Consider the following 22,975-nt stretch of genomic DNA (forward strand, 5'->3'; position numbering starts at 1 on the left):
CTATCACCCTCAAGCTGTTGAACGTTATCTTTGAATTTCGTAAATAGGGGTTAGAGAATAGTCTCTCTTAGGGCTTCAAGAGAGGGTGTATCATAAAATCTGATCACCCTCTTTTTTGCTATTTTTATCTGTATCCCCCCTCAAGGAGCATTTTCACATATTCAATTCTCAGAGGTCGAATTCCATTTATGATACTTCCTCTTTTTTGTTGAAATAACTATTGATTTCTTAATATACCGCTCTGAGCGAACTTTAACGATGCTACAAAATGTAACTTGCACTTTCCAGCTGTGTCTATACTACTGAAAATGCTGAAAATCCCTTCAACGTGATAGTTATTATAAAAATTTGTTGGGAGGGATAATTTACCTTCAGGCTTGTAGCTCGAAACAAGTTTAAATTTGCCGTCTTCGAGGTAAATAATCTTTCTCAATTCAGACGCACCAATATAGACTTCTGCTTTATTAGAGTTAAAAACCTGTATGTATTTGACAATAGCTGAATCAAGACGACCCCAATATGGACCTATAGAACGTAAACTGAGCTTATATTGGGATATTTCTGCAATTTTTAAAACAGGATATGGAGCTGATTTCGACATGGTCACCATATACGGAATGTCGAGCAAGATCTGATTTCCCCTAAGGCCGAAGGTTGCTACTTTGTGTGCAGTATGTATAAAGCTTTTCAGTTGATCAGGCCTATACCCCCGGAACTGTTGTGAATTATGGAGAGGATACTCCACCATTTCATCTGCTGAAATGGTATGAAAGAACGCCAGGTTTTCCTCCTCTTGTTCTGATTTCTCAGAATTTGGTCCCGGGGGACTCGAGCTTCTGGTTTTAGCCTTGGTTTTTAAGGGATGTTGAAGTTTCGTGGATTCCTTTATCAGGCGAATCTTATTTACAAAATCAACGGAATCCTTAATGTTTCCTGATGAGATTAACCTGGATAGACGGACTCTCTCATCATCAGTTAAAGCTATTTGGATACCTTTATTTTTTAAAGGCTTATACATTTCTTTTGGCCCATTTTTTTGTGTGCAGGAGAAAAGAAATAGGTGAAAAACAAGTAGGTAGAGAGGGCTGAACGCGTGAATTTTCATAACAATCAATTTAATTAAAGTATGGGTTCTTGAAGCATCTCCAAGATGCCTTCGTTTTCAATGATCATCATACCCTGCCTATCCTTAGTAATTCCATTTTTTAGGTTATAGGTATATTTCGGTCTGTTCCCTTCCAGTACAGTTGGCAGGTAGGCGAATTGCAGATTACTTTTGCTGTTCCGCAAAGCTTCTCCTACCTCAATAATGTGGGTAGAAATAATGAAAAAGCAATTCCGGTAGTTCGAGAAGGCTTCTGTAGCGGCCAGAGTAGCATCATAGGCGTCTTTAACATTAGTTCCTTTAAACAGTTCGTCAAAGAGCACGACAAGGTTTTTTCTTTGGCCTACCTCTGTAGCTACCTTTTTTACCCGCAGAACTTCCGCATAGAAATGACTGTAGCCCATATTTAGGTCGTCGGCCACATTGATCGAAGAATATAGCCCATCCATCACTGAAAACTGCATGTCTTTCGCTGCAACTGGAAAACCCATATGAGCCAGGTAAATGGCGATCCCAAAGGCCTTCATAAAGGTAGATTTACCAGCCATATTCGCCCCTGTCAGAAATATCATGTTTTGATCTTGATGGAGCGACACTGGATTGGCAATCCCATTCAACAGGCTTGGGTGCCATAGTGCAGTGCTGCGAAGTACGTTGATTTCCTTAGAAAGTGCCTCGGGATAGGCAAAACCTCTTTCTTTAGCGGTATTGGCGACAGCAAGATAAACATCCAAACGATAGATACTGTCCAGTACAAACACCATTTCCTTCCGCATGGTATGCCTTAGGAGATAGTCATATCGAATAATCTGACTGAAGGAAAGCTCATTTGTTTTTTTTTCTGCCCTAAGCCAGACTAAGCGCTTGTCGCCAAATATAGCTAGCAGTTTATCCCTTTCTTCGTTATAAACCCAGGAAACCTCGATGTTAAGTCGTTGCAGGAAGTACTGGAACGCGTTCAAGACCGAGATACTGGCGAGCAGTCCTTCGTGGATGCCTTTGTAGGTATCGTCCCTAAGAAAGACATCTTGCAGCTTTTTTAATGTGATGGAAGTTGTCGAGGCAAAGTAGTTTCCAGAGGTTCCTATCTCGAGATAATTTTCTGCCAGGGCAAAAGTCTCCTTTTTAAAGGGAAAGCTGAGTTGTTGTTGCTGGAAAAAACTAAAATGCTTGCTACGTGTATTGATTTTATTTGCATCTGTCAATGGATGTTGGAACATCTCTTGCAACAGCCGTTCTCCTCCCGAGGTTACTGTTTTGTTGAATAGGTTAAATATGGAATTGGATTTGTATTTTCCCAATAGGTTTAGATCTGTTAGACTTTGTTTATCCGCAATGAAATTCTCTACAACTTCCTTTTTCGGATTGGCTGTTTTTTCTGCCAGCAAATCAAGGATGCCTTCGTTTTTGATGATAATCATCCCATGTCGATCGGCGCTAATGCCCTGTTTTAGTTGATAGGTATATACTGGTTGGGTGCCGTTCATCAGTGTAGGTAGGTAGACAAAGTTGATATTGTCGCATTTTTCCCTGAGGGTATCTGCAGCCTCAATGATGTGGGTGGAAATTACAAATATGCTATCGCGCTTAGCCGCAAAAGCAGTGGTGAATGCAATTGTGGCCTCACATGCATCTTTTACATTTGTTCCCCTGAAGAGTTCATCAAAAACGACGAACAATCGTTTGGTTTTGAGCGCTGCAGCTACTTTTTTAGCGCGCAATACTTCCGCGTAAAAATGGCTGGCGCCCATTCCAAGATCGTCGGGTAGGTTAATGGTCGTATATATCCCATCCAATACTGTAAATTCCATGCTGGAAGCTGCTACTGGAAAGCCCATATGCGCCAGGTATAGGGCTACGCTTAGCGATTTCATAAATGTTGATTTACCCGCCATGTTCGCACCCGTCAAAAAGACAACATTACTTTTCGGACTGATCTCAATGGAATTAGGGACCGGATTTTTAACCTGTGGGTGATACAGTCCATCCACGCGGGTATAGTTTTCGGTATGTGCTTTAGGGAAAGTAAAACCTCGTTCTGAAGCCACTTTTGCCAGGGTAATGTAGATGTCCAGGTCGTAGAGGTAGTGCATCAATTTAAGTACGAGGTCTCGGTGCCTGAAACGGAATATGGCATCATATTCAGCCAGTTCAGCGGTAGACCATTTAAGCTTTGATGATCGGTTTAGCACATCCTTAAATGCGGCTTCATTCAGTAAAAGGGCAATTTCACCCTTATCTGCATGATAAGGGTGACTGCTTTCTGGCTCGAGCGCATTGATAAATGCTTTTACCTGGGCAAATAGTTCCGAAAGTGCTATGATACCCTTATGGATCATGAGGGTGTTTGCATCGACTGCCACCAGATTGCTCAGTTTCGCTGTAATAGTCTGTTCTTGTGCGGAAAGTCGTGTGCGTTCATCCTTGCTGTTGAGATATGGTTCTATGAGATCGAAATCTGAACTGGAAAAAGGGAAGACCGTACCGTTCTTTGCAAAATACTGGACGATATTGATGCGCCTATTTATAGCATGTTCATCAGATAAAGGGTACCGGAACATGTCTTCTAATAACATAGCCCCACCACGGGTAATGGTCCTGTTAAAAATTTGGTACACGGAATCACTCCCGTGCTTACCAAAAATATTCAGATCGTCCAGCGTTTGCTGGTCAGTTACAAATGCCATAAGTTTATTTTCTTTTTCGTCTGAGTAAAAGGATACTTCCACAGGCCAGCAGAATACCTGGGAGTACCCAAATAAAGATGATCCGCAAAGGCCTAACCTGTTCTTTGGTGACCAGGACCTTTATATCTATTGCAGGGGGCCTGTAGGTATTAATAGGAAATCTGCCATAATTTAACCAGCTGAATAGCCCAGTACTAAATACAAAATTGGCTGTCCGCATATTGAAACGTTGCGCTTCCGCATTGGACATGAAATCTGCATCGCCTGATATGACAATACGTTGTTCTTTACCATTGATCTTACGGGTAAGGCCGACGATCAGTGGGAATGACTCCTGTCGGTCGCCTAAATGTGGTTCGAATTTAACTGCCGCAGAGTCGGTTACAAATTTGTTTCGCTTTAACCAGCTGGTTTTTGCATCGGTCATTAAGAACGGTTTGATGTGGTAAGTGCCAGAATCAGAATAAGAAAGTGCAGCGGCAAGAGGCATCGACACCACGGCACTGTCATGATGAGCATGTTCCAGTGGCGCATAGAGCGCGGCAGTGGCAGAAGTAAGGTATGGGGTCGCTAGTTCTGGTGCCAGATCCTTGCTTTGCTGTACAATTGCTCCTTCCATTAATTGCACATCAAACTGTTTCAGCAATGGGTTCAACAGAGCTTGTTTACCCGGTTCGCCTGAAATGAACAAATTACCTCCACGATCGATGTATTGCTGGAGTTTGGAAAGTACTACAGGGCTCAATACCGTTTTTGGATCTGCAAGTACAAGGGCAGCAATGTCAGTCGGTATCGGTGTGTTTTCCAACGATATCGTATCTACATCAAATCCCTGGTTCAGCAAAGAGTTCCGGAAAGTTTTAAGGTTCGTGATTGCCCTGTATTCACGGTCGCCGATCTTGTAGATGTTACGTTCAAAATTCCCGGTAATAAAAAGAATCTTTGGCATTTTAGTCTGTAAAAGGCGCTTTAGTGCGGCCGATACTTCAGTTTCTGAAGGCCAATGTTCATTGTCCTGAAATACCCTTAAAAATGTAGTTCGATCCTTATATTTCAGCTGCATAGTATACCAGTTGGGTTCTTTGGAAAGATCAATTTTCTGGCGTATTTCCTCGGGACTAAGGAACTGGGAAAGTTTCATGTCACGGATATCCGCAACTTTCGCGGCTGCCTCCTTAAGCGTTTTACCGGGATAGCTTTTCATGAAGTCCCTGGATTGGTTCAGGGTATCGTAATACATCACGCTTTTTAGTGTCATGTTATTCTTGAATCGCATGTAGGGTTCCCAGGCCCTAATGTTTCTGTTGTAAGACTCAGGATTCCCATCATCTAGATAGTTTCCGAGTAGGTTTGCATAACCAGTAATCTCCAGGGGCTCATCCCCCAGATCTTTGACAATCTGCTGTGTGCTTTTGGCCAGCGTATTGCTTTTATTGCGTGTCACATCTAAATAGGCGATTAGCTGCGGAATAGAACTGATATAACCGAGTAGCAGTGTAGAGACAATCACCATTGTATATCGTCCGAATTTGACCAAAGATGAACTGGATTCCATTCCTGCTTTTAGCTTGTAAACGCTTAGACCGAGAAACAGATAGATGATTAGGCCAAAATAAATCAGGTCTTTGCTTGTGATTAGTCCCATGAGCATTTTATCAGTGCGACCAGATACGGATAGGAAGTAAGTCAGGTCTCTGACAAAGGGAACACCTTCCCAAAGGCCACCTACATTATACAAGATCCCAATTGTCACAAAGGTACATACGGCAGCGACGATCTGATAATTCGTCAGGCAAGACATAAACAAGCCAATGGATGAATAGGCGCAGAGCAGCAAAAACAGTCCAAGCAGACCACTCAAGAGCATCGGGGTATCAGGAGAGGATATGGTAAAGTAACTCGAAACCATGTAAAGTCCCACAATTGCAACCATAATGAAACTGAGGATCATCATAGACAAATATTTACCCAGTACAATATCCCGTAAATGAATCGGAGAGGAGTACAATAGTTTAATGGTTCCACTGCTGGTTTCGCGGCTGATGAGCCCCATGGTAAGCAAGGGCAGATAGAGATATAGGTTCCTCATGACTCCACCCAGCAAGCCGTTTCTTCCGAGGAATATTTCGCGGATCAGGCTGAACTGAAACTTGAAACCACTCTCCTGTGAACGGCATAAAGAATCTAGTAATTTTATATAAGTAACACTGCACTGAACCATGAATATGATGATCAGAAACCAGGCAATAGGGGAGTAAAACAGGGTTTTCAATTCTGTTTTGGCAATTCTAAAAATTGTTTTCATGAATTATTTTTATTGAGATGAATGCTGTGACAATTGCTTGAATATTTCTTCAACGGAGTTTTTCTCCAGGCTGATCTCTTTGAGGCGCCATCCTTGCTTTACACTTTCGATGACGACATCTTCAGTGATATCTGCATTCCCATTGAAATACACCCGTATGGACCGGTCAGTGAGCAGTTCTGTCTTGATTACGCCTTGAATTTTTTCCAACTCCGCAGAAGCAGGCATATTGGCAAAATGGATTAGCATACTGTGTGGTTCTACGTAGTTGTTAAAAGCATCCATGGTATCGGCAAAAACAATCCTTCCATTTTCAATCATTTTGATGTCCCGGCAAAGGAGTTGCACCTCAGAAAGGATGTGGGAAGAGAAGATCACGACCCTATCTTTCGCAATGTCTTTGATCAAGGATCTCACTTCTATAATCTGGTTAGGATCCAGGCCATTTGTTGGTTCATCAAGTACCAGAACATTGGGCTTATGTACAATCGCCTGGGCAATGCCTACCCGCTGGCGGTACCCACCTGAAAGGTTTTTAAGCAACCTGGTGCTGAAATGGTCTACACCACAACGTTCTTTGGCTTCTTTGACCGCGATCCTCATGGCATTTCCCGACATGTGTCTTAGTCCGGCACAGTAGCGCAGGTATTCGTCTACCGTAAGGTCCAGGTAAAGTGGCGGATTTTGTGGTAGAAAACCGATCTGCATTTTAGCCTGCTTGGGATTTTCTCTAAAATTTATCCCATTGATGTAGACATTTCCTTCTGTCTGATTCAGGGAACCACAAAGAATATTCATTGTGGTAGATTTTCCTGCCCCATTGGAGCCCAATAAGCCCACAATGCCAACTTGGTTGATCTCCATGTTGATGTCACGGATAGCCCAGCTGCTGCTGTACTTGTGTGACAGATGTTCTAATTTTACTATACTTTGCTCCATATTTTCATTTGTGTATTTGTTTATTTTTTGACATAGCAGATCAGCCTGTGCTGTTGCATTATTTTGCAGCAGCACAGGTAGAAATAATAGGGATGTACCTTATTCTGGGTTTTGTATCAGTTCAGGATTTTGTGAAACATTTAGTTGAGCAAATGGAAAAACAAATTTATTGCTACCAGGTGCTAAGGTGTAGGTTACATTGTCCAACACCCGAGTATAAGTTTGTGCAAAAAGTGCATCCTTATCCAATCGCCGCTGATCAAACCAACGCAGCCCAGAGCCGAAAAATTCGAGCCGCCTTTCGTTGATCACCAGTCGCAGGGCATCGTCATCGTTTGTCGCCGTAAGCAAAGCGTAATCTGCAGTGCTAAACCTAAATTTTCTGAAGTCATTGAGGATCTTAAGTGCATCGTCCCGCTTTCCTGCCCTGGCCAGACATTCAGCTTTGATCAGCCAGGTTTCATTTACGGTCAGGCCGACAGCTGGATTATCTGGAGAGCCGTTAAATCTATTAGGAGACCAAAATCCGTAGCCTGTAAAAACTGGATTGAAAGCAGTACCAGGTCTGACAAAAATCGCATACCTTAGGTCTTTTGTTCCCAGTAAACTGAGCAGGGATGCGCTTAATTGCGGGACATTCACTGTCTGACGGGATGTTTTGCGAAGCAACACCTGTTTATTGTTGTATTGAGAAGGATAACCGGTGGGCGAGGTGTTGTAGTCATAGAGCTCACTGGAAAGCAAGAGTGTGCTGTCTGCATATAACAAAGCATTGTTGAAATCACGCATAAACAGATATGCCTTTGAAAGTAAAGCATAGGCAGAGGCCTTATTCGGGCGGAAGTTAATATCCTGTTTGATCGGCAGCAATGGAATTGCTTGTTTGGTATCCACTATGATCTTGTTATAAACAGTTTGCACAGAGGCCCTGGTCAGGTCTACAAAAAGCTTCGGTTCAAGGACCAAGGGTACAGCCGGATCTTGGGAAGCTGTTGCAGCATTATATTGCTTACCATAAAGATTGGCCAACATAAAGTAACTAAAGGCCCTGTGGACCAGTGCTTCTCCAAGAATAACATCCTTCGCAGATTCTGTTCCATTCTTGCTATTCTTTACGTCCTTGATTACAGTATTGAAAGTGTATATCCCTTTGTAAATGGCATCCCAATCATTGTCTGATGTGGTGGCGCCTGTATAGAAGGGCTTCCCCCAGGTATAAATAGTCGTCCGGATAACATTACTTTTTATATCGTTCTGTAGTACAATATCGGTAAAATCGAGGTCATCACAGCTAAGAATAGGAGGCATGCCAAACGCAACCTGCAGCATATCGGTATAGTTCATGAGCATGCGGTAATCATCCGTATATTCAATCACCCGTTGTCCTTGAATAGGAACATTTTCTACATATTTTCTACAAGCCAACAGGCTTAATGAGAAGAATAAGAAAAGACATTTTTTATTATAGAAACGCATAATTCGATTATTTAAGGGTTAGAAATTCAAGCCTGTTCTGAAAGAAAAACTAGGCACTGGAGCCAGTTGATAATTGTTCCCAGTAGTATAGAGATAGTCGGGATCCATCTTTTCCTTGTTGGCAGCCCATACCATACCCAGGTTACGGGCTACAGCAGAAAAATTAAGCCCTCTAACCCCAATTTTTGCCAGTAGTTTGGTTGGCACACTATAAGTCAACATAATTTGCTGCAGTTTAACATTGCTTCGGCTTCTGATGAGGTAGTTGGATTCATTGTAGCGAAGAACGCTTTGGTTGTAACTAGTATTGGCACCAAATACCAATCCTGGAACATTTGTAAATGCCTCATCTCCTGGCTGTCTCCATCTTTGATCCAGATCACCTGACCGACCAACATTGGTCGTATTACTAAAACCAATGGAAACTATGGAAGGTTTACGAAACACGCCACCTAGTGCATACATAAACTGAACATTCAGTTCCCATTGCTTGTATTGAAAACTGTTTGAAAAACTACCGTACCATGGTGAGGTAGTCCGACCAGAATATTCGCGGATGTCTTGAAATGGAAATTCCATAACAGAATAGGTTTTACCCGCTATTTTAGGGTCTTTAATCACGGACTGCCCAGTCTGATCTAATCCTCCCCATACATATGAAAATAAGTAGTCGCTTGGGTAGCCACTATACAAATTTTCAGGCGAGAAGGAAATTGTTGGCACATCAAAGCGAACATCCTTGATGACATTGGTATTGTAGGACACATTCAGCGTTGTACTCAATCTAAAATCTTGATTTTTTAGCGAGACTACACTAAGTCCGATATCTACCCCTTTTCCATCTAAGATTGCCGTATTGAATAGTGTGTTGTTATAACCATAGGCACCATTAATGGGCATATTCCAAATGATATCTGTGGATTTCTTCTGATAGTATTCAACTGAACCAGATACACGGTTGTTGAACAAAGAGAAGTCAAGGCCGTAGTTGATCATGCGTGTGGTTTCCCAACCCAGGTTATCTACGGCAGGCGTAGCAATTAATCCATAAGGATAGCCCGTATAAAAGTCATTGCCCAGCAGGTTGATCACAGCCACAGGCGCATAACCTTGAGGTGCATTTCCACTAAAGCCATAAGTAGCCCTCATAGAAAGCTGGTTCAACCAGGTTATACCTTTTAAGAATTCTTCATTTTTAGCATTCCATTTCAAACCGGCAGACCAAAGTGGCTTAGCTCTATCGCGACGATCCACACCTAATAGGTTATAATCATCAAAACGCCCACTTGCCGAAACGGTATACCTATTGTCGAAGGTGTATGAACCATTGGCATAATAAGACAAAGAACGAGTGGTTTTTTCTACAACCAGTCTGGACGTCGCGCCGATGGTCTGGCTATTACCACGCATGTCTAGATAGGCTGCGCCAGGATTAACAGAGCGGAAGGCGTTGATAGATTTATCTGCACCATAGCGGAGTTCACCGCTTTCCCTGCTAAATTGCTCCCTGATTTCGTTACCCAGTACTACATTTAGCTGGTGTTTTCCATTCCAGTTTTTATCTACATTCAGCTGTCCGCGAAGACTATATGTTCTGCCTAAGGAGTTGTTTAAATCTAATCTACCGCCCTGGGGCACCCCGTAGACTTTAGATCCAGCGGAGTTAATGCTGGTGCCATTGTTGACCAGCATACGGGCTTCATAGCTCCCCGGTTCCCAGTAGATTTCCCGGTCTGAAAAAGAGCGTCCCAGGTTACCCGAAACATTCAAATTCAACCATGGAGTAATTTTACCGTTAGCAGCAAGGTTTAAGTTGAGATTGTTATTGTTATTATAGGTGTTGGAGTAGTTCAGCTCATCCACAGGAGAATAACTAAAAGGAAGGTAACCTTTGCTTTCAAGGTTTCGTGCCTTCTGTGGTGTAGCCGCCAGATCATAATATATATTGTTACCATTTGCATCTTGCAGCATATCATACGGACGTAAGCCACCTAAATTGATCCCCATTGCACGTACCGCAGCTCCATTGATTTTGTCGCGGGTATTGCCAAATGTAAGGTCGGAGCTTAGTGTAACACGTCCGTTCAATAAGTTTGAAACATTACTTGCTTTTAGCGAATAGCCTTTGTTGGTATTACTTTTATAAGCTCTGTCCTCGTCATAGAAATATCCGGATATGAAATGAGAACTGTTGGGCCCGCCGCCTGAAACTGAGAGGTTGTACTGCCGTGTTGTAGGGGATTGCAATAACAGTTTCGATACCTGATCGCTATTGTCATTGGCGCCAAGTGCAGCGAGTTGCTGGTCGCGCTGATCCACAGTGATCGCTCCGCGCTTCGCAGCGAAGACGATGGCCTGGGCCTGACTGTTATTTTCAGGGAAAAATGTAGATGTACTTAAAACGGGATCTGACAATATTCCTTTGTCAATCAGTTCTTTTTCCAGCGAGATGTAATCGGGCATGGACATCAATTTGCCATAATTGGCCTTTGGTCTTTTACTTGTACCCAGGGTAGCAGAGAAATTAACAACGGTCTTACTGTTTCTCGTACCTTTTTTTGTGGTGATCACAATCACTCCATTGGCTGCCTGGATACCCCAGATGGAAGCTGCGGCAGCATCCTTCAAAAATGTGACCTGTTCAATATCATCTGGATTGAGGAAATCGAAGGCGCCGTTCGTAATGGACTGTTGAGAAGGAAATCCGTCTATAACCAATAGAGGGTCGGTACTTACTTTCGTATAACTGCTCACCAGGGTAGAAATCCCCCTTATGTTAACGGTTGCGTTTCGACTTTTGCCAGCCACGGTTTTCGTCGAAATATTGACACCTGGAACCAATCCCTGTAAGCGTTCCAGTACGCTCACCACCGGATACTTGTTGATTTCTTCTGGAGGAACAATGCCGAAGGAACCTGTGGCGCGCTCTTTAGGTAAATTCTGATAACCCGTAGAAACAATCTGGACTTCACTGATTATGTTGGCCTGAGGCTTCATGGTAATCTCCAAATGCGTGCGACCATTTATGGCTATAGTATCTGTTTTATAGCCTATATACGATATCACCAGCTGTTCCTTTTCGTATAAATTCTTAAAGTAAAATTCCCCGTCTTTACCGGTTATGTAGGAAACGCCAGCTGTGTTTAAAGCTTTGATATAAGCGCCTGCCAAGGGTATCCCGTTTTCATCTTTAACCTTTCCGGCCACATTGATATTATCGAAATAGTCGCTCAGTTGGCCCAGTAAAGAAGGCTCCTTCTTTTTAATGATGATAATCTTGCCATCAATGTTGTAGCTGAGTGCTAAGCCATTCAGCGCGATTTTCATGGTCTCATCAAGGGTTGCATTTTTTACAGTAATGCTAACTAGTTTCATTTTATCGATGAGTTTACGATCAAAAAAGAAATCATACCCACTTTGGTTATGAATCTCCTTTAATACGGCTTCGAGTGCAATCTGTTTTTTGCTAAGCGTTATCCGCTGAGCAAAACCAGCTGCACTGACCTGCATGAATGTAGCGATAAGTATAACGGTGGTTAGGCGCATAATCAGCCATAATTTATGGATATAAATTTTGTACATTTGTTTAGTTGGTTAAAGTTGATATTATCCGAAATTTTATAAACTATTGCCGACTTTTGGTCAGGGGTGTTTCAGCACTTCTGACTATTTTTTTGGCAATCTTTTGTTTAGTAGTTATTTAGTCACCGTAATCCTCCCTTCTTCCAATTTAAAATGAATACCACTTGTTGCCTCAATTCTATTTAATATAGTTCTGATGTCGCTCTTTCTTGAGATCCAGCCTCCAGGTTCAAGATCAATGGGAATGTCAGTATCGTAGACGATCTCCACATCGTACCAGCGTGCGATTTTTCGCATGGCAGTTTTAAAATCCTCATCTTTAAAGATAAAATAACCATTTTTCCAATCAACGACCGTTTCCGTGTCTGCCGGGGAGATAACAATGGATTTGCCATCATAAACAGCCTGCTGATCAGGTTTTAGGGTCTGTGTTTTTCCTGTTGCTGAGCTCACTTTAACGGCTCCTTCCAATAAGGTTGTTTTTATACTTCCTTCATCGTGGTAAGCACTGATGTTAAAATGTGTACCCAACACTTCCACTGTTTGTTCACCACTTTCCACTAAAAATGGATGTTGTGCATCTTTAAAGATCTCAAAGTATGCTTCTCCGACCAGATTAACCTTTCGGTTTTTATCTGAGAATTTTGAAGGAAAATGAATACTTGATTCAGCATTTAGCCAGACTTTTGATTTGTCCGGTAAGGTTAAAATATAAGTTTGCCCTTTAGCAGTCTGGAGTTTATTCATTTTATTCGGATCTGTTCCGCTTTCAATAGAAGCGCTTTGCTGCGAAGCGCCATAGATCAACTCCCCGGCAGAAGTTTTAGTAACTGTTACACCGTCTTCTTCCAGGAGTTCTCCGTTTATAGCTTCTGCGAGGGTTATAATTTTACCATTGGGAAGTGTCAATGTACCGCCGCTTGTTCCTGGGGTAATTTTACTTGCAAAAAGATCCTGCTCATTTTTATACCTGATGTGCTGATTTATAAAGTAAGCCCCTGTTAGAATGATCACAATAGCGGCCGCTGCTGCGATATATTTCCAAAGTCTCATTGGAGATTTGGTAACTTCAGTTTTTGAAACGATGGTATTAAATATATGTGCTTTTCTCTCTTCCGGGAAAGGAGTGGAGAGTTCTTCGTCTAATTTGTCCCAATCACGATCAATCAATTCATTAAAAACCGATTGTTTGTCTTCATTCGCAAGTAATTGTTTTAACTCCATCAACTCAGAGGGACTGAGCCTGCATTTCAGGTATTGTTTATACAGGAATTTGATGTTATTGGTATTCATAGTCACCCTTTTTAATTATAGACACTAAATTGGATGGCTTACAGTGACAAGAAAATGAAAAAAATTAAAATAATTTCATAACGATCAGTACAGCAGCTATATCTGAATTGTTTTTCAGATGGTTGCGAAGAAATTTTAATGCCCTGCTCATGTGAGTCTGAACAGTATTGATAGATATGTTCAGCTTAGTGGCCACTTCTTCATACTTAAGCCCTTCCTGGTGACATAAGCGATATACTTCTTTCTGTTGGGGAGGCAAAAGATCCAGTGCCTGATTGATTATATTCCTGGTATCGTTTAAGATAATAGCTTCTTCGGTTTCATTGTGCGCTTCTATATAATTCTCTGTTAGTGCTTTGTCTGCTTTTCCATCCAGCATTAGACGCCTGATTACATTTAAGCAACGGTTCCGGGTGGTTGTTTTTAAATAGGCATCCAGGTTATTGATCTCCAGTAAACCTGAATCCATACGCCAAATTTTAAAAAATACTTCCTGCACCATTTCTTCGGCCAGTTGTTCGGTATGCAATAAGTGAAATGCATGGGCATATACTTTTGGACTAAACTTATCGTACAAAATTTTAAATGCGCGTTGGTCGCGTTCTGCAGTCTTACCCAGCAGCTCCCGTTCTTCATGAAGAGGTATAACGGCCATCCTTTTCGTTGTTAAAACTAATTACTCCTATTACAAGTCAATAATACTCAATTATTTTTTAATAATATGTTCTCGATCATGTAAGCTAAAGAAATAACAATGGTTTAATCTCATAGTCGGAGACCTTTTTCGCTGTTTAATAGGAAAATGGCAAATTTTACTTATCATTGGTTCTAGTTTTTTATTAATATTATAAGCAAGAGCGATAAAATGAGGGATAAAAACCTATTGAACGAGACTGCTTTGCTGGCGAGAACGGCCAGGGGAGACGAACATGCGTTCAGAGAAGTTTTTGACCATTATCAACAGTATGTATTCACTTTTGCTCAAAAAATTACGCACTCGAGTTCTGATGCAGAGGAAATAGTACAGGATATTTTTTTAAAAGTCTGGTTTAGCCGTGATCAATTGCTGACAATTGAGAATTTTGGTGCTTATCTGAACAGGTTGGTGCGCAATCACGCTTTAAATCTGCTTCGCCATGAGGCGATAGTCAATAAGGTGAAAGCTGAAATGGGATTAAACAGTAGCGATAATGATCTTGGTACACAACAGACACTGGACTATAAGGAAACTAAGGAACTTTTGGATGAAGTACTGAGCCGACTGCCTGAGCAGCAACGTCGGGTTTACACATTGTGCCATCTTGAGGGCTTGAAATATGATGAGGTGGCCGTTCAATTGAATATTTCTTCTGATACGGTGCATTACCACATGAAACTGGCACTGGCAACGATTCGTGCACATTTTAAGCGGTATGCGTTGGTCTACCCGGGGCTATTCTTGATTTTTTTAAATTAATTTCAAAAACGACTACCCCTTAACGTTCCTGAAGTGTCACTTATAAAGTAAGGTTAAAAATAACCTTATAAGATTTAACCAAATAGACACATGACGAACGTCCAAAATCGCCTTGCCCAACTTTGTAGTAAATATTTATCTAAAGACATCACCGAAGAAGAGCGGCATGAATTTTTGACTTATGTGCAGAATCCAGCTTATGCTGAATTTATTGAGGAACTGATTTCCGACAATTACGAGCATCCTGAAGTACTCAACAGTTTAACTGCTGATGCGAAGGAAAGGATTTTCCAGGCTATAGTAGCCGAACATAAAACTAAAACGCCAAAGCAGGTTCGATTATGGCCACGTATAGCGGTTGCGGTTGCCCTGGCTACGATCATTTTTGGAGCTCTACTATTTTATTACCCTGGTATTCATCAAAAACAACCCGATCAGCTTGTTTACAAAAATGATGTTGATCCCGGAATATCCGGAGCTACCTTAACACTTTCTAACGGGAAGAAAATAAGGTTAAGCGATGCGCAAAATGGCGAAGTGGCTAAGGAAGCAGGCGTGCTGATCACCAAATCTGAGAATGGGGAAGTTGTTTATGAAGTGGAGGGGAATTCAGGTGAACTAGGCAAACTGAATACATTATCTACGGCAAACGGGGAAACTTATAAGCTTCGTTTGCCTGACGGCTCCTATGTTTGGCTGAACTCAGCTTCAAGTTTAACCTACTCTTCAAGGCTTGTTGAACATGGGAAACGTACTGTAAAACTCCAGGGAGAAGGTTATTTTGAAATTGCTAAAGATAAATCCCATCCATTTGTAGTGACTACTGACAAACAGAATGTGGAAGTTTTGGGTACGCATTTCAATATCAACAGTTATCCTAATGAAGCCATCGTGGCTACTACACTGATAGAAGGTTCGGTTAGTGTGATTTCGGGCAATATCAAACAGATGATTAAACCTGGTGAACAGGCAGTAAATAATGGCAATAGCATAAAAGTAATAGATATGAGTCCAGAGAGCGTAATAGATTGGAAAAATGGTGATTTCAATCTGGACGAACTTGATTTCAGGGTAGCGATGCGAAAAATAGCCCGCTGGTATAACGTAGATGTTGTTTACGAGGCTTCTGTACCGGAGAACATTAAATCTGGAGGCTGGATTTCCAGAAGTAGGAGCCTCTCTGCAGTCTTAAGGCATATTGAATCGTCCGGACAGGTCCGATTTAAAGTTGAAGGGCGAAAAGTATACGTGGCCAAATAGAATTAACAAGATTTTTTAAGCTTTAAAATGGAAAGGAAATGAGCAAACATCAGGAAGTAGAACATTAATAAAATAAGCAAACCAGAAGTGTAGCACTCCTGGTTGCGTTTGGAACAATTATTAAAACTAAAAAGTGTTAACGCAGAGCCTACAGTTTTCGACCGCCGGAGGCAGACTGCTTTAGAACCAAGACTAACCAAATGTATCAAATTTATACTAAACCTAGTGTAACGAGCACGTTATACCCTAAAATATGGCTAATTATGCGATTAACCACCGTCATACTAATAGCGTCCCTAATGCAAGTCAGTGCTGCTACTTTGGGCCAGCGGATTACCATTAAAGAGAACCGCATCACATTAAAATCTGTCTTTAAAGAAATCAGAAAACAGAGTGGTTATGATTTTTATTATGAGGGCGGGATTATTTCTAAACAGGAACTGAAAGATGTAAAACTGAATAATGCGACAGTTGATGAGGCATTAAGGGCTGTGCTGAAGGATTTGCCTTTTACTTATGTGATTGTTGATCATAATGTAACCATTAAGAAGAAGGAAGCTTCCTTTCTGGACAACCTTGTTGTTAAGTTTCGTGCAATTGATGTCAAGGGTAAGATCCTGGATGAGAACGGCCAGCCAATGGTTGGTGCTACTGTAGGAATAAAGGGGAAAGGCAAATCGGTAAAGACTGATCAGAATGGGGCCTTTTTTCTGACAAATGTAGACGAGCGGGATAAATTGGTGATCAGCTATATCGGCTATGAGCAGATGGAAGTTAATGTGGCAGCGGATATGGGAAATATTAGGTTGACACGGGCCGTTGATGATCTAAATGAAGTGGTGGTGATCGGTTATGGCACTGCCAGGAAGAAAGACCTGACCGGTGCGATTACACAGATTAAGCCAGATAAAATTGCCGATGAAAATCCACGGACAGTCCAAGATATTCTAAGAGGTACGCCGGGTTTGACTATTGGACTGGATGCGTCTGCGAAGAATGGGGGATCTATCAATATACGTGGACAGCGTTCCGTTTATACTAAAGGTAACCACAATTCTCCATTGTTGATCCTGGATGGCATGATCTTCTATGGTGAATTATCCGAAATTAATCCTGATGACATTGAACAGATGGATATACTCAAAGACGCTTCGGCTGCGGCCATTTATGGTGCCCAGTCTGCCAACGGAGTAATTATTATTAGCACTAAAAGGGGAAAACACGGTAAGCCTAAGATTAATTTTACGTCGAACTTGGGCCTTTCAACTATGGGCGCCAATCTGCCAGTATGGGGGCCGGATGGCTATATCAAATACCGACAGGACTGGTACATGGCAGATACTTACGGTAAAAACACGGCTACCGGTAATTATGAAGCGTATGTCGGCGGCAGCGACGCTTCAGCAATAGGTAAGCCAGGATACTATGAAAAGCCGACGCAGGATATGCTGGCCAGATATGGCATCACTGAGGCTACGTGGCGAGCATATTCTGGTAATAACGCAGTCGGCTCGGATGAGGAGATTTTTGCGAAAAGGATCGGCCTCGGGCACACTGTTTTGACCAATTACCTTGCGGGGAAAACTTTTGACTGGTACGATCACAGTTTCCGGGATGGTACTAACCAGGATTATAACCTCAGCGTCTCTGGTGCCAGCGATAAGATCAATTATTATATGTCTGCCGGTTACCTTTCAAACCAGGGTGTTATTGTAGGGGATAATTACAAGGCTATACGCATTAACCTTAAAGTGGACGGTATAGTAACTGACTGGTTAAATATCGGTGCAAACATCAATTTCCAGGACCGGTCAGATGGAAATATTGCAACAGATTGGAAAAGTGCCATCACTTTCAACAGCCCTTTTGCAGCTTACAAAGATAACAACGGAAACCTGGAAATCTACCCGCAGGGCGCAACGCTGACAGGTCTTGTCAGAGGTTATAACTATGATTATAACAGGCAGTTTCAGGAGCTGGAAAGTGGCTATAATGTGTTAAACTCTATTTTTACCACTAAAGTAAAGCTGCCTTTAAATATCAATTATTCATTTAATTTTTCGCCCCGATATCAATGGTTCTATAAGCGATATTTCACATCATCTTTACATCCCGACTGGAGACCGGGTACAAAAAAGGCAGGTGTAAACCGGGAAAATAATAAACGTTTTGACTGGTCACTCAACAATACCATCAATTGGGAGCATACTTTTGCAACAAAACACCGTGTAAATGTAACCCTGGTACAGGAAGCAGAAGAACGACAGTACTGGTCGGACAATCTCCAGGCCTGGGACATCTCGCCTACCGACGCGTTGGGTTTTCATGAAACTAAAGGGGGGGATAAGCTGTTGAGCGAATTTGATTCCGATGACACCCGACAGACGGCAGATGGTATGCTGGCCCGTTTGTTCTATTCTTACGACGATAGGTATATGCTCACCACCTCCGTACGCCGCGATGGCTACTCCGCATTTGGCACCTCCAATCCACGCGCCACATTCCTCTCTGCTGCTGTAGGCTGGACCTTTACCAACGAAAACTTCTTTAAGTGGAAACCTTTGAGTAATGGTAAGCTGCGGTTATCTTATGGTCAGAACGGGAATCGTTCGCTCGATGATCCCTATGTTGCATTGGCTAACCTTGCTAATGGCACAGGTACACAGGGCTATATCAACGCAAATGGCGACTACATACAATTTCAGTACCTGAGAATAGATCGCATGGCCAACAAGAATTTGCAATGGGAAAAAACGGCCTCTTTTAATGTAGGCTTAGATCTGGGCTTTGTGGATAATCGCATTTCAACAACATTGGATTATTTCCAGATGTCTACTACCGATATGATCATGAACCAGTCATTACCAGGTTTCTCCGGATTTAGCAGCATCACCACCAATTTGGGTGAGGTGCAGAACAGAGGATTTGAAGTGTCGGTCAACTCGCAGAATATCAAGGCAAGAAACTTTAGCTGGAACACTACTCTCGGATTCTCTAAATACAGCAATAAGATTAAACATCTTTATTACCAGTTTGTAGATGTACTGGATGCAAGTGGTAATGTGGTATCGAGTAAAGAGGTGGATGATATTGGAAATAAATGGTTCATTGGGCAGCCCATCAGCTCCATCTGGGACTATAGGGTAACAGGTATCTGGCAGGTTAATGAAATTGATGAAGCAGCTAGATACGGGCAGCGCCCGGGCGATCCTAAAGTGAGCAATAATTACACTGCAGATGATAAAGTTGATGCCAATGGGAAAATTACACCTGTTTACAACGATAACGACAAGCAGTTTCTGGGTCAAACACAGGCACCTATTATGTGGTCTTTACGGAATGATTTTACCTATAAAAATTTCAATTTTTCCGTAAATATCTATTCCTACTGGGGGCACAAGAGCCTTAACGAGGCTTACCTGAACCAGGATAATGGTACTTCGACGATTAGTCAGGGACTTGCCAATACCTACGAAAAACCGTATTGGACAATAGAGAACCCAGGCGATTTCTGGGCTCGCTTAGAATCAAAAGGACCTGCGGGACTTAATGCTCCTCAAAGGGTATTTGACCGTTCATTTATCAGGCTTGATAATGTAAGCCTGGGCTATACTTTGCCGAGAAAATTAACTTCTTCTGCGCATATTGAAAAGTTAAAGATTTTTGGTTCTGTACGTAATTTGGCTGTATGGAATAAAGATAAGAACTGGCGTTATTGGGATATTGAAACCGGCCAAATGGCACCAAGAATATTTTCACTTGGCTTAAATCTAAGCTTTTAAACGAATTAATGATGAAAACGAATATTTTTTATAGATCGGTTTTTTTCGTAATAGGCATCCTGTCTGTTACTTTCATTTCAGGCTGCAAGAAGGGGTTTTTGAAACCGGATCCACTCTCGTTCTACGAACCTGAAATTACATTTTCGAGCCGTGCAGGTCTTGATGCGACGATCGCAATGTCCGATAGACACTTACGCACTTATTGGAGCCATTTGACAACAAGGGATATATCTGTGCCAATAAGTACGGAATATATGCTCTCAGACTTAGCTGTTTCAGGTAAAACAGATGATGGTAATATTTTTGCCGATGTGGCCACTCGTCTTACCCCTACAGATGGCATGTTTGACAATGACGTAAATATGATTTCTTTCTTTTGGGGAGAAACCTATAATGGTATCAAGTATGCCAATACGATTACCAGTTTTATTGATAATGTACCTGGCTTGGACCAGGCGACCAAACAGGAATACCTGGGACGGGCTTATTTTCACAGGTCTTTCCGTTATCTGGCGCTTTGTTTTCAGTTTAAGGATGTACCGCTGGTGACCAAAATAATATCTGTGCCCAAACAGAACTATAAGACGACAAGCCGTGAAGCTATTCTGGAAATGATCACTTCCGATATGGAAAAAGCGGTAGCATGGGTACCCGAGCAATCAAAAATGGCATATATCGGGATGATCAACAAGGGGGCTTGCCGCCAGTTGCTGCTGAAGTGTTACTTGGCTACAGGCCAGTGGGATAAAGCCATTGCTCAGGCAGATACACTTATTAACCGATCCGGTTACGCTTTAATGAATGCGAACTTCGGTACATTTGACAATCCATCTCCGGTTGCCTGGCCTATTACCCGTAACGTGATCTGGGATTTACACCGGCCGGCAAATAAAGCGATCGCGGCAAATAAAGAAGCCGTTCTGGTTATGCCCAATCGTGAGGGTACAGATGCTACTATCAGATATAAATCTATGCGGAATTGGGGGCCTATGTGGAATCAGGCACCATTGAAATCACCTAGCGGAAAAGTTCTGCTATCTGTCGGTAAGACCGATTCCAAATACAGAGCTGAATATGATATTAACGGCGCCGTAGGAAGAGGGTTGGGGATGATCAGGCCTACCCACTTTGCGCAATTCGGCCTCTGGTCTGTTAACCGGATAAATGATGCGACCGATCTGCGCCACAACAGTGCCGTAGGAAATTGGGCTACTATGGAAATGCTGAAGTATAACGATCCTACAGATACTTATTATGGACAAAACTTGAGATTATATAATGGCAATACGCTTTTGTGTACCGACACCATTCGTAGTTGGTTTAACTGGCCGCATTATAAAATATACATAGAAGACCCAGTGTTTCAGGCAACTCCTACCTCTAATAGAAACGATGGCGGAGCGGCCGATTGGTATTGCTATCGTTTGGCAGAAACCTATTTATTAAGGGCTGAAGCACAGTTTTACAAAGGAAATGTTGGAGCGGCTACAGAAGATGTTAATGTTATTAGAAGAAGAGCCCAGTGCAGCCAGCTCTATACCAGCGTAAACATTGGTGATATTGTGAACGAGCGCGCACGTGAGTTGTATATGGAAGAATGGAGGCATATGGAATTGAGCAGAATTTCCTACAGTCTGGCTTTAAGTGGCAAAACAGATGAATGGGGCAATACCTATAATGTAAATACGCTGGCAAACAACAGCTATTGGTATCAGCGTATTCAGCATTATAATGATTATTACAATAAAAATAAGGTGGCTGTAAGGAATAGAAATTACACCATAACTCCGTATAACATTTACTGGCCCATTCCTCAAAATGCAATTAACTCCAATCTATATGGCAAATTGCGCCAAAATTTCGGCTATAACGGCTTTGATACTGGTGTGGAGATGTGGACCAAATGGCAGGATGCAGTAGCCGATGAGGATACAAATTAAATTTTATAAATTATTATGAAGAAGACATTCTCGAGATTATTTTTTTTAATTTTTCTATTTCTTGCTGTTTTTAGTTCGAAGGCCCAGATATCCATCGGAAATCCATTAGCTATACCTTTTGGAGATCCTTATGTAATGCATGATAACGGAAAATATTATATGTATGGCACTGGTGGAGATGTTAAAAATGGGTTTGGAGCCTATTCGTCAAGTAATTTAAAAGACTGGAAGTTTGAAGGGCAGGTCTACCACCATGATAACCAGAATGGTTGGGGTATACATTCTTTCTGGGCTCCAGAAGTTTACAAGAAAGATGGTAAGTATTATATGTTCTACAGTGCACAGTGGAAGCAGAATCCCAATAAGGAAAAAGAAAATTTTAAGATCGGGGTAGCAGTTTCAGATAGACCTACAGGTCCCTTCACAGATATGAACAATAGCCCTATTTTTGATCCGGGGTATCCCGTCATAGACGCTAATCTGTGGTTCGAAAATGGTAAAGTCTATTTATACTACTCGAGATGCTGCTATAAACATCCGGTAAAAAGTGAAGTAGCACAGTGGGCAAAGAAAAAAGGATGGTATGATCAAGTGGAAGAAAGCTGGGTATATGGTGTAGAACTGAAGCCTGACTTTTCGGACATAATAGGAGAGCCTGTTTTGTTACTCCGACCACCAGTTAAAATGGGGAACCTAAAAGATGAATGGGAAAGTCGTTCAGTAACATCTAAAGAGGTAAACCGGAGATGGACCGAAGGTTCTTTTATCTTCAAAAAAGAGGATACTTATTACATGATGTACTCAGCAAACAATTTCGACGGGCAAAACTATGCGGTAGGTTATGCGATCTCAAAAAGCCCATTAGGCCCATTTAAAAAGGCAGATAATAATCCTGTTTTACAGAAAAAAGGAAAGGTTAGTGGAACCGGGCACAATAGCATCACATATACCCCAGATGGTAAGGAAATGCTCTGCGTATATCATGGACGTACCGAAGCAACAGGGCACCAAAGATTGGTATTTATAGATAGGATGGAGGTTACTAAAGATGGTAAGCTTGTAGTGCAGGGGCCTACTTTGAAATAATAGAATATGGTGATTCATTAAAAAGGGCAAGCATTTTATATAATGCCTGCCCTTTTTAATATAG

At 41.9% G+C, this 22,975-nt stretch carries 13 protein-coding genes; 5 read left to right on the top strand and 8 right to left on the bottom strand.

Going from position 1 to position 22,975, the window contains the following annotated elements; genetic code table 11:
- Positions 1-217 precede the first annotated feature (217 nt).
- The 8 genes from BLS35_RS08835 to BLS35_RS08870 form a co-directional block, all read right to left on the bottom strand.
- A complete protein-coding gene (locus BLS35_RS08835) occupies positions 218-1,105 on the bottom strand; it encodes a hypothetical protein (protein WP_090779959.1) in 888 nt (295 codons plus the stop codon).
- Positions 1,106-1,119: 14 nt separating this feature from the next.
- Entirely contained in the window at positions 1,120-3,792 is a 2,673-nt protein-coding gene (locus BLS35_RS28160) for a MutS-related protein (RefSeq protein WP_254778775.1), read from the bottom strand.
- Positions 3,793-3,796: 4 nt separating this feature from the next.
- Positions 3,797-6,097 (bottom strand): Gldg family protein, encoded by a 2,301-nt coding sequence (locus BLS35_RS08845; protein WP_090779962.1) that lies wholly within the window; start codon positions 6,095-6,097, stop codon positions 3,797-3,799.
- A 9-nt stretch (positions 6,098-6,106) separates the two neighbouring features.
- Positions 6,107-7,036, bottom strand: coding sequence for an ABC transporter ATP-binding protein (locus tag BLS35_RS08850; protein ID WP_090780395.1), 930 nt, complete (start codon positions 7,034-7,036; stop codon positions 6,107-6,109).
- A gap of 99 nt (positions 7,037-7,135) precedes the next feature.
- Positions 7,136-8,512 (bottom strand): RagB/SusD family nutrient uptake outer membrane protein, encoded by a 1,377-nt coding sequence (locus tag BLS35_RS08855; RefSeq protein WP_090779964.1) that lies wholly within the window; start codon positions 8,510-8,512, stop codon positions 7,136-7,138.
- An 18-nt stretch (positions 8,513-8,530) separates the two neighbouring features.
- Positions 8,531-12,094: a SusC/RagA family TonB-linked outer membrane protein gene (locus BLS35_RS08860; RefSeq protein WP_090779966.1), complete on the bottom strand. Its 3,564-nt coding sequence runs from the start codon at positions 12,092-12,094 to the stop codon at positions 8,531-8,533.
- 114 nt (positions 12,095-12,208) lie between these two features.
- A complete protein-coding gene (locus BLS35_RS08865) occupies positions 12,209-13,387 on the bottom strand; it encodes a FecR family protein (RefSeq protein WP_090779968.1) in 1,179 nt (392 codons plus the stop codon).
- Positions 13,388-13,451: 64 nt separating this feature from the next.
- Positions 13,452-14,042, bottom strand: coding sequence for an RNA polymerase sigma factor (locus tag BLS35_RS08870; protein WP_090779971.1), 591 nt, complete (start codon positions 14,040-14,042; stop codon positions 13,452-13,454).
- Positions 14,043-14,252: 210 nt separating this feature from the next.
- Here BLS35_RS08870 and BLS35_RS08875 point away from each other — a divergent pair, with 210 nt between their 5' ends.
- From BLS35_RS08875 to BLS35_RS08895, 5 genes are all read left to right on the top strand, one after another.
- Positions 14,253-14,843, top strand: coding sequence for an RNA polymerase sigma-70 factor (locus BLS35_RS08875; protein WP_090779973.1), 591 nt, complete (start codon positions 14,253-14,255; stop codon positions 14,841-14,843).
- A gap of 90 nt (positions 14,844-14,933) precedes the next feature.
- Positions 14,934-16,103 (top strand): FecR family protein, encoded by a 1,170-nt coding sequence (locus tag BLS35_RS08880; RefSeq protein ID WP_090779977.1) that lies wholly within the window; start codon positions 14,934-14,936, stop codon positions 16,101-16,103.
- A 299-nt stretch (positions 16,104-16,402) separates the two neighbouring features.
- On the top strand, positions 16,403-19,885 hold the full coding sequence (locus tag BLS35_RS08885; RefSeq protein WP_254778777.1) for a SusC/RagA family TonB-linked outer membrane protein: 3,483 nt from the start codon (positions 16,403-16,405) through the stop codon (positions 19,883-19,885).
- Between the two features lie 8 nt (positions 19,886-19,893).
- Positions 19,894-21,825: a RagB/SusD family nutrient uptake outer membrane protein gene (locus tag BLS35_RS08890; protein WP_254778779.1), complete on the top strand. Its 1,932-nt coding sequence runs from the start codon at positions 19,894-19,896 to the stop codon at positions 21,823-21,825.
- A gap of 15 nt (positions 21,826-21,840) precedes the next feature.
- A complete protein-coding gene (locus BLS35_RS08895; protein WP_090779981.1) occupies positions 21,841-22,911 on the top strand; it encodes a glycoside hydrolase family 43 protein in 1,071 nt (356 codons plus the stop codon).
- Positions 22,912-22,975: the final 64 nt, after the last annotated feature.

The sequence above is a fragment of the Pedobacter sp. ok626 genome, from assembly GCF_900100435.1.
Classification (GTDB): Bacteria; Bacteroidota; Bacteroidia; order Sphingobacteriales; family Sphingobacteriaceae; genus Pedobacter.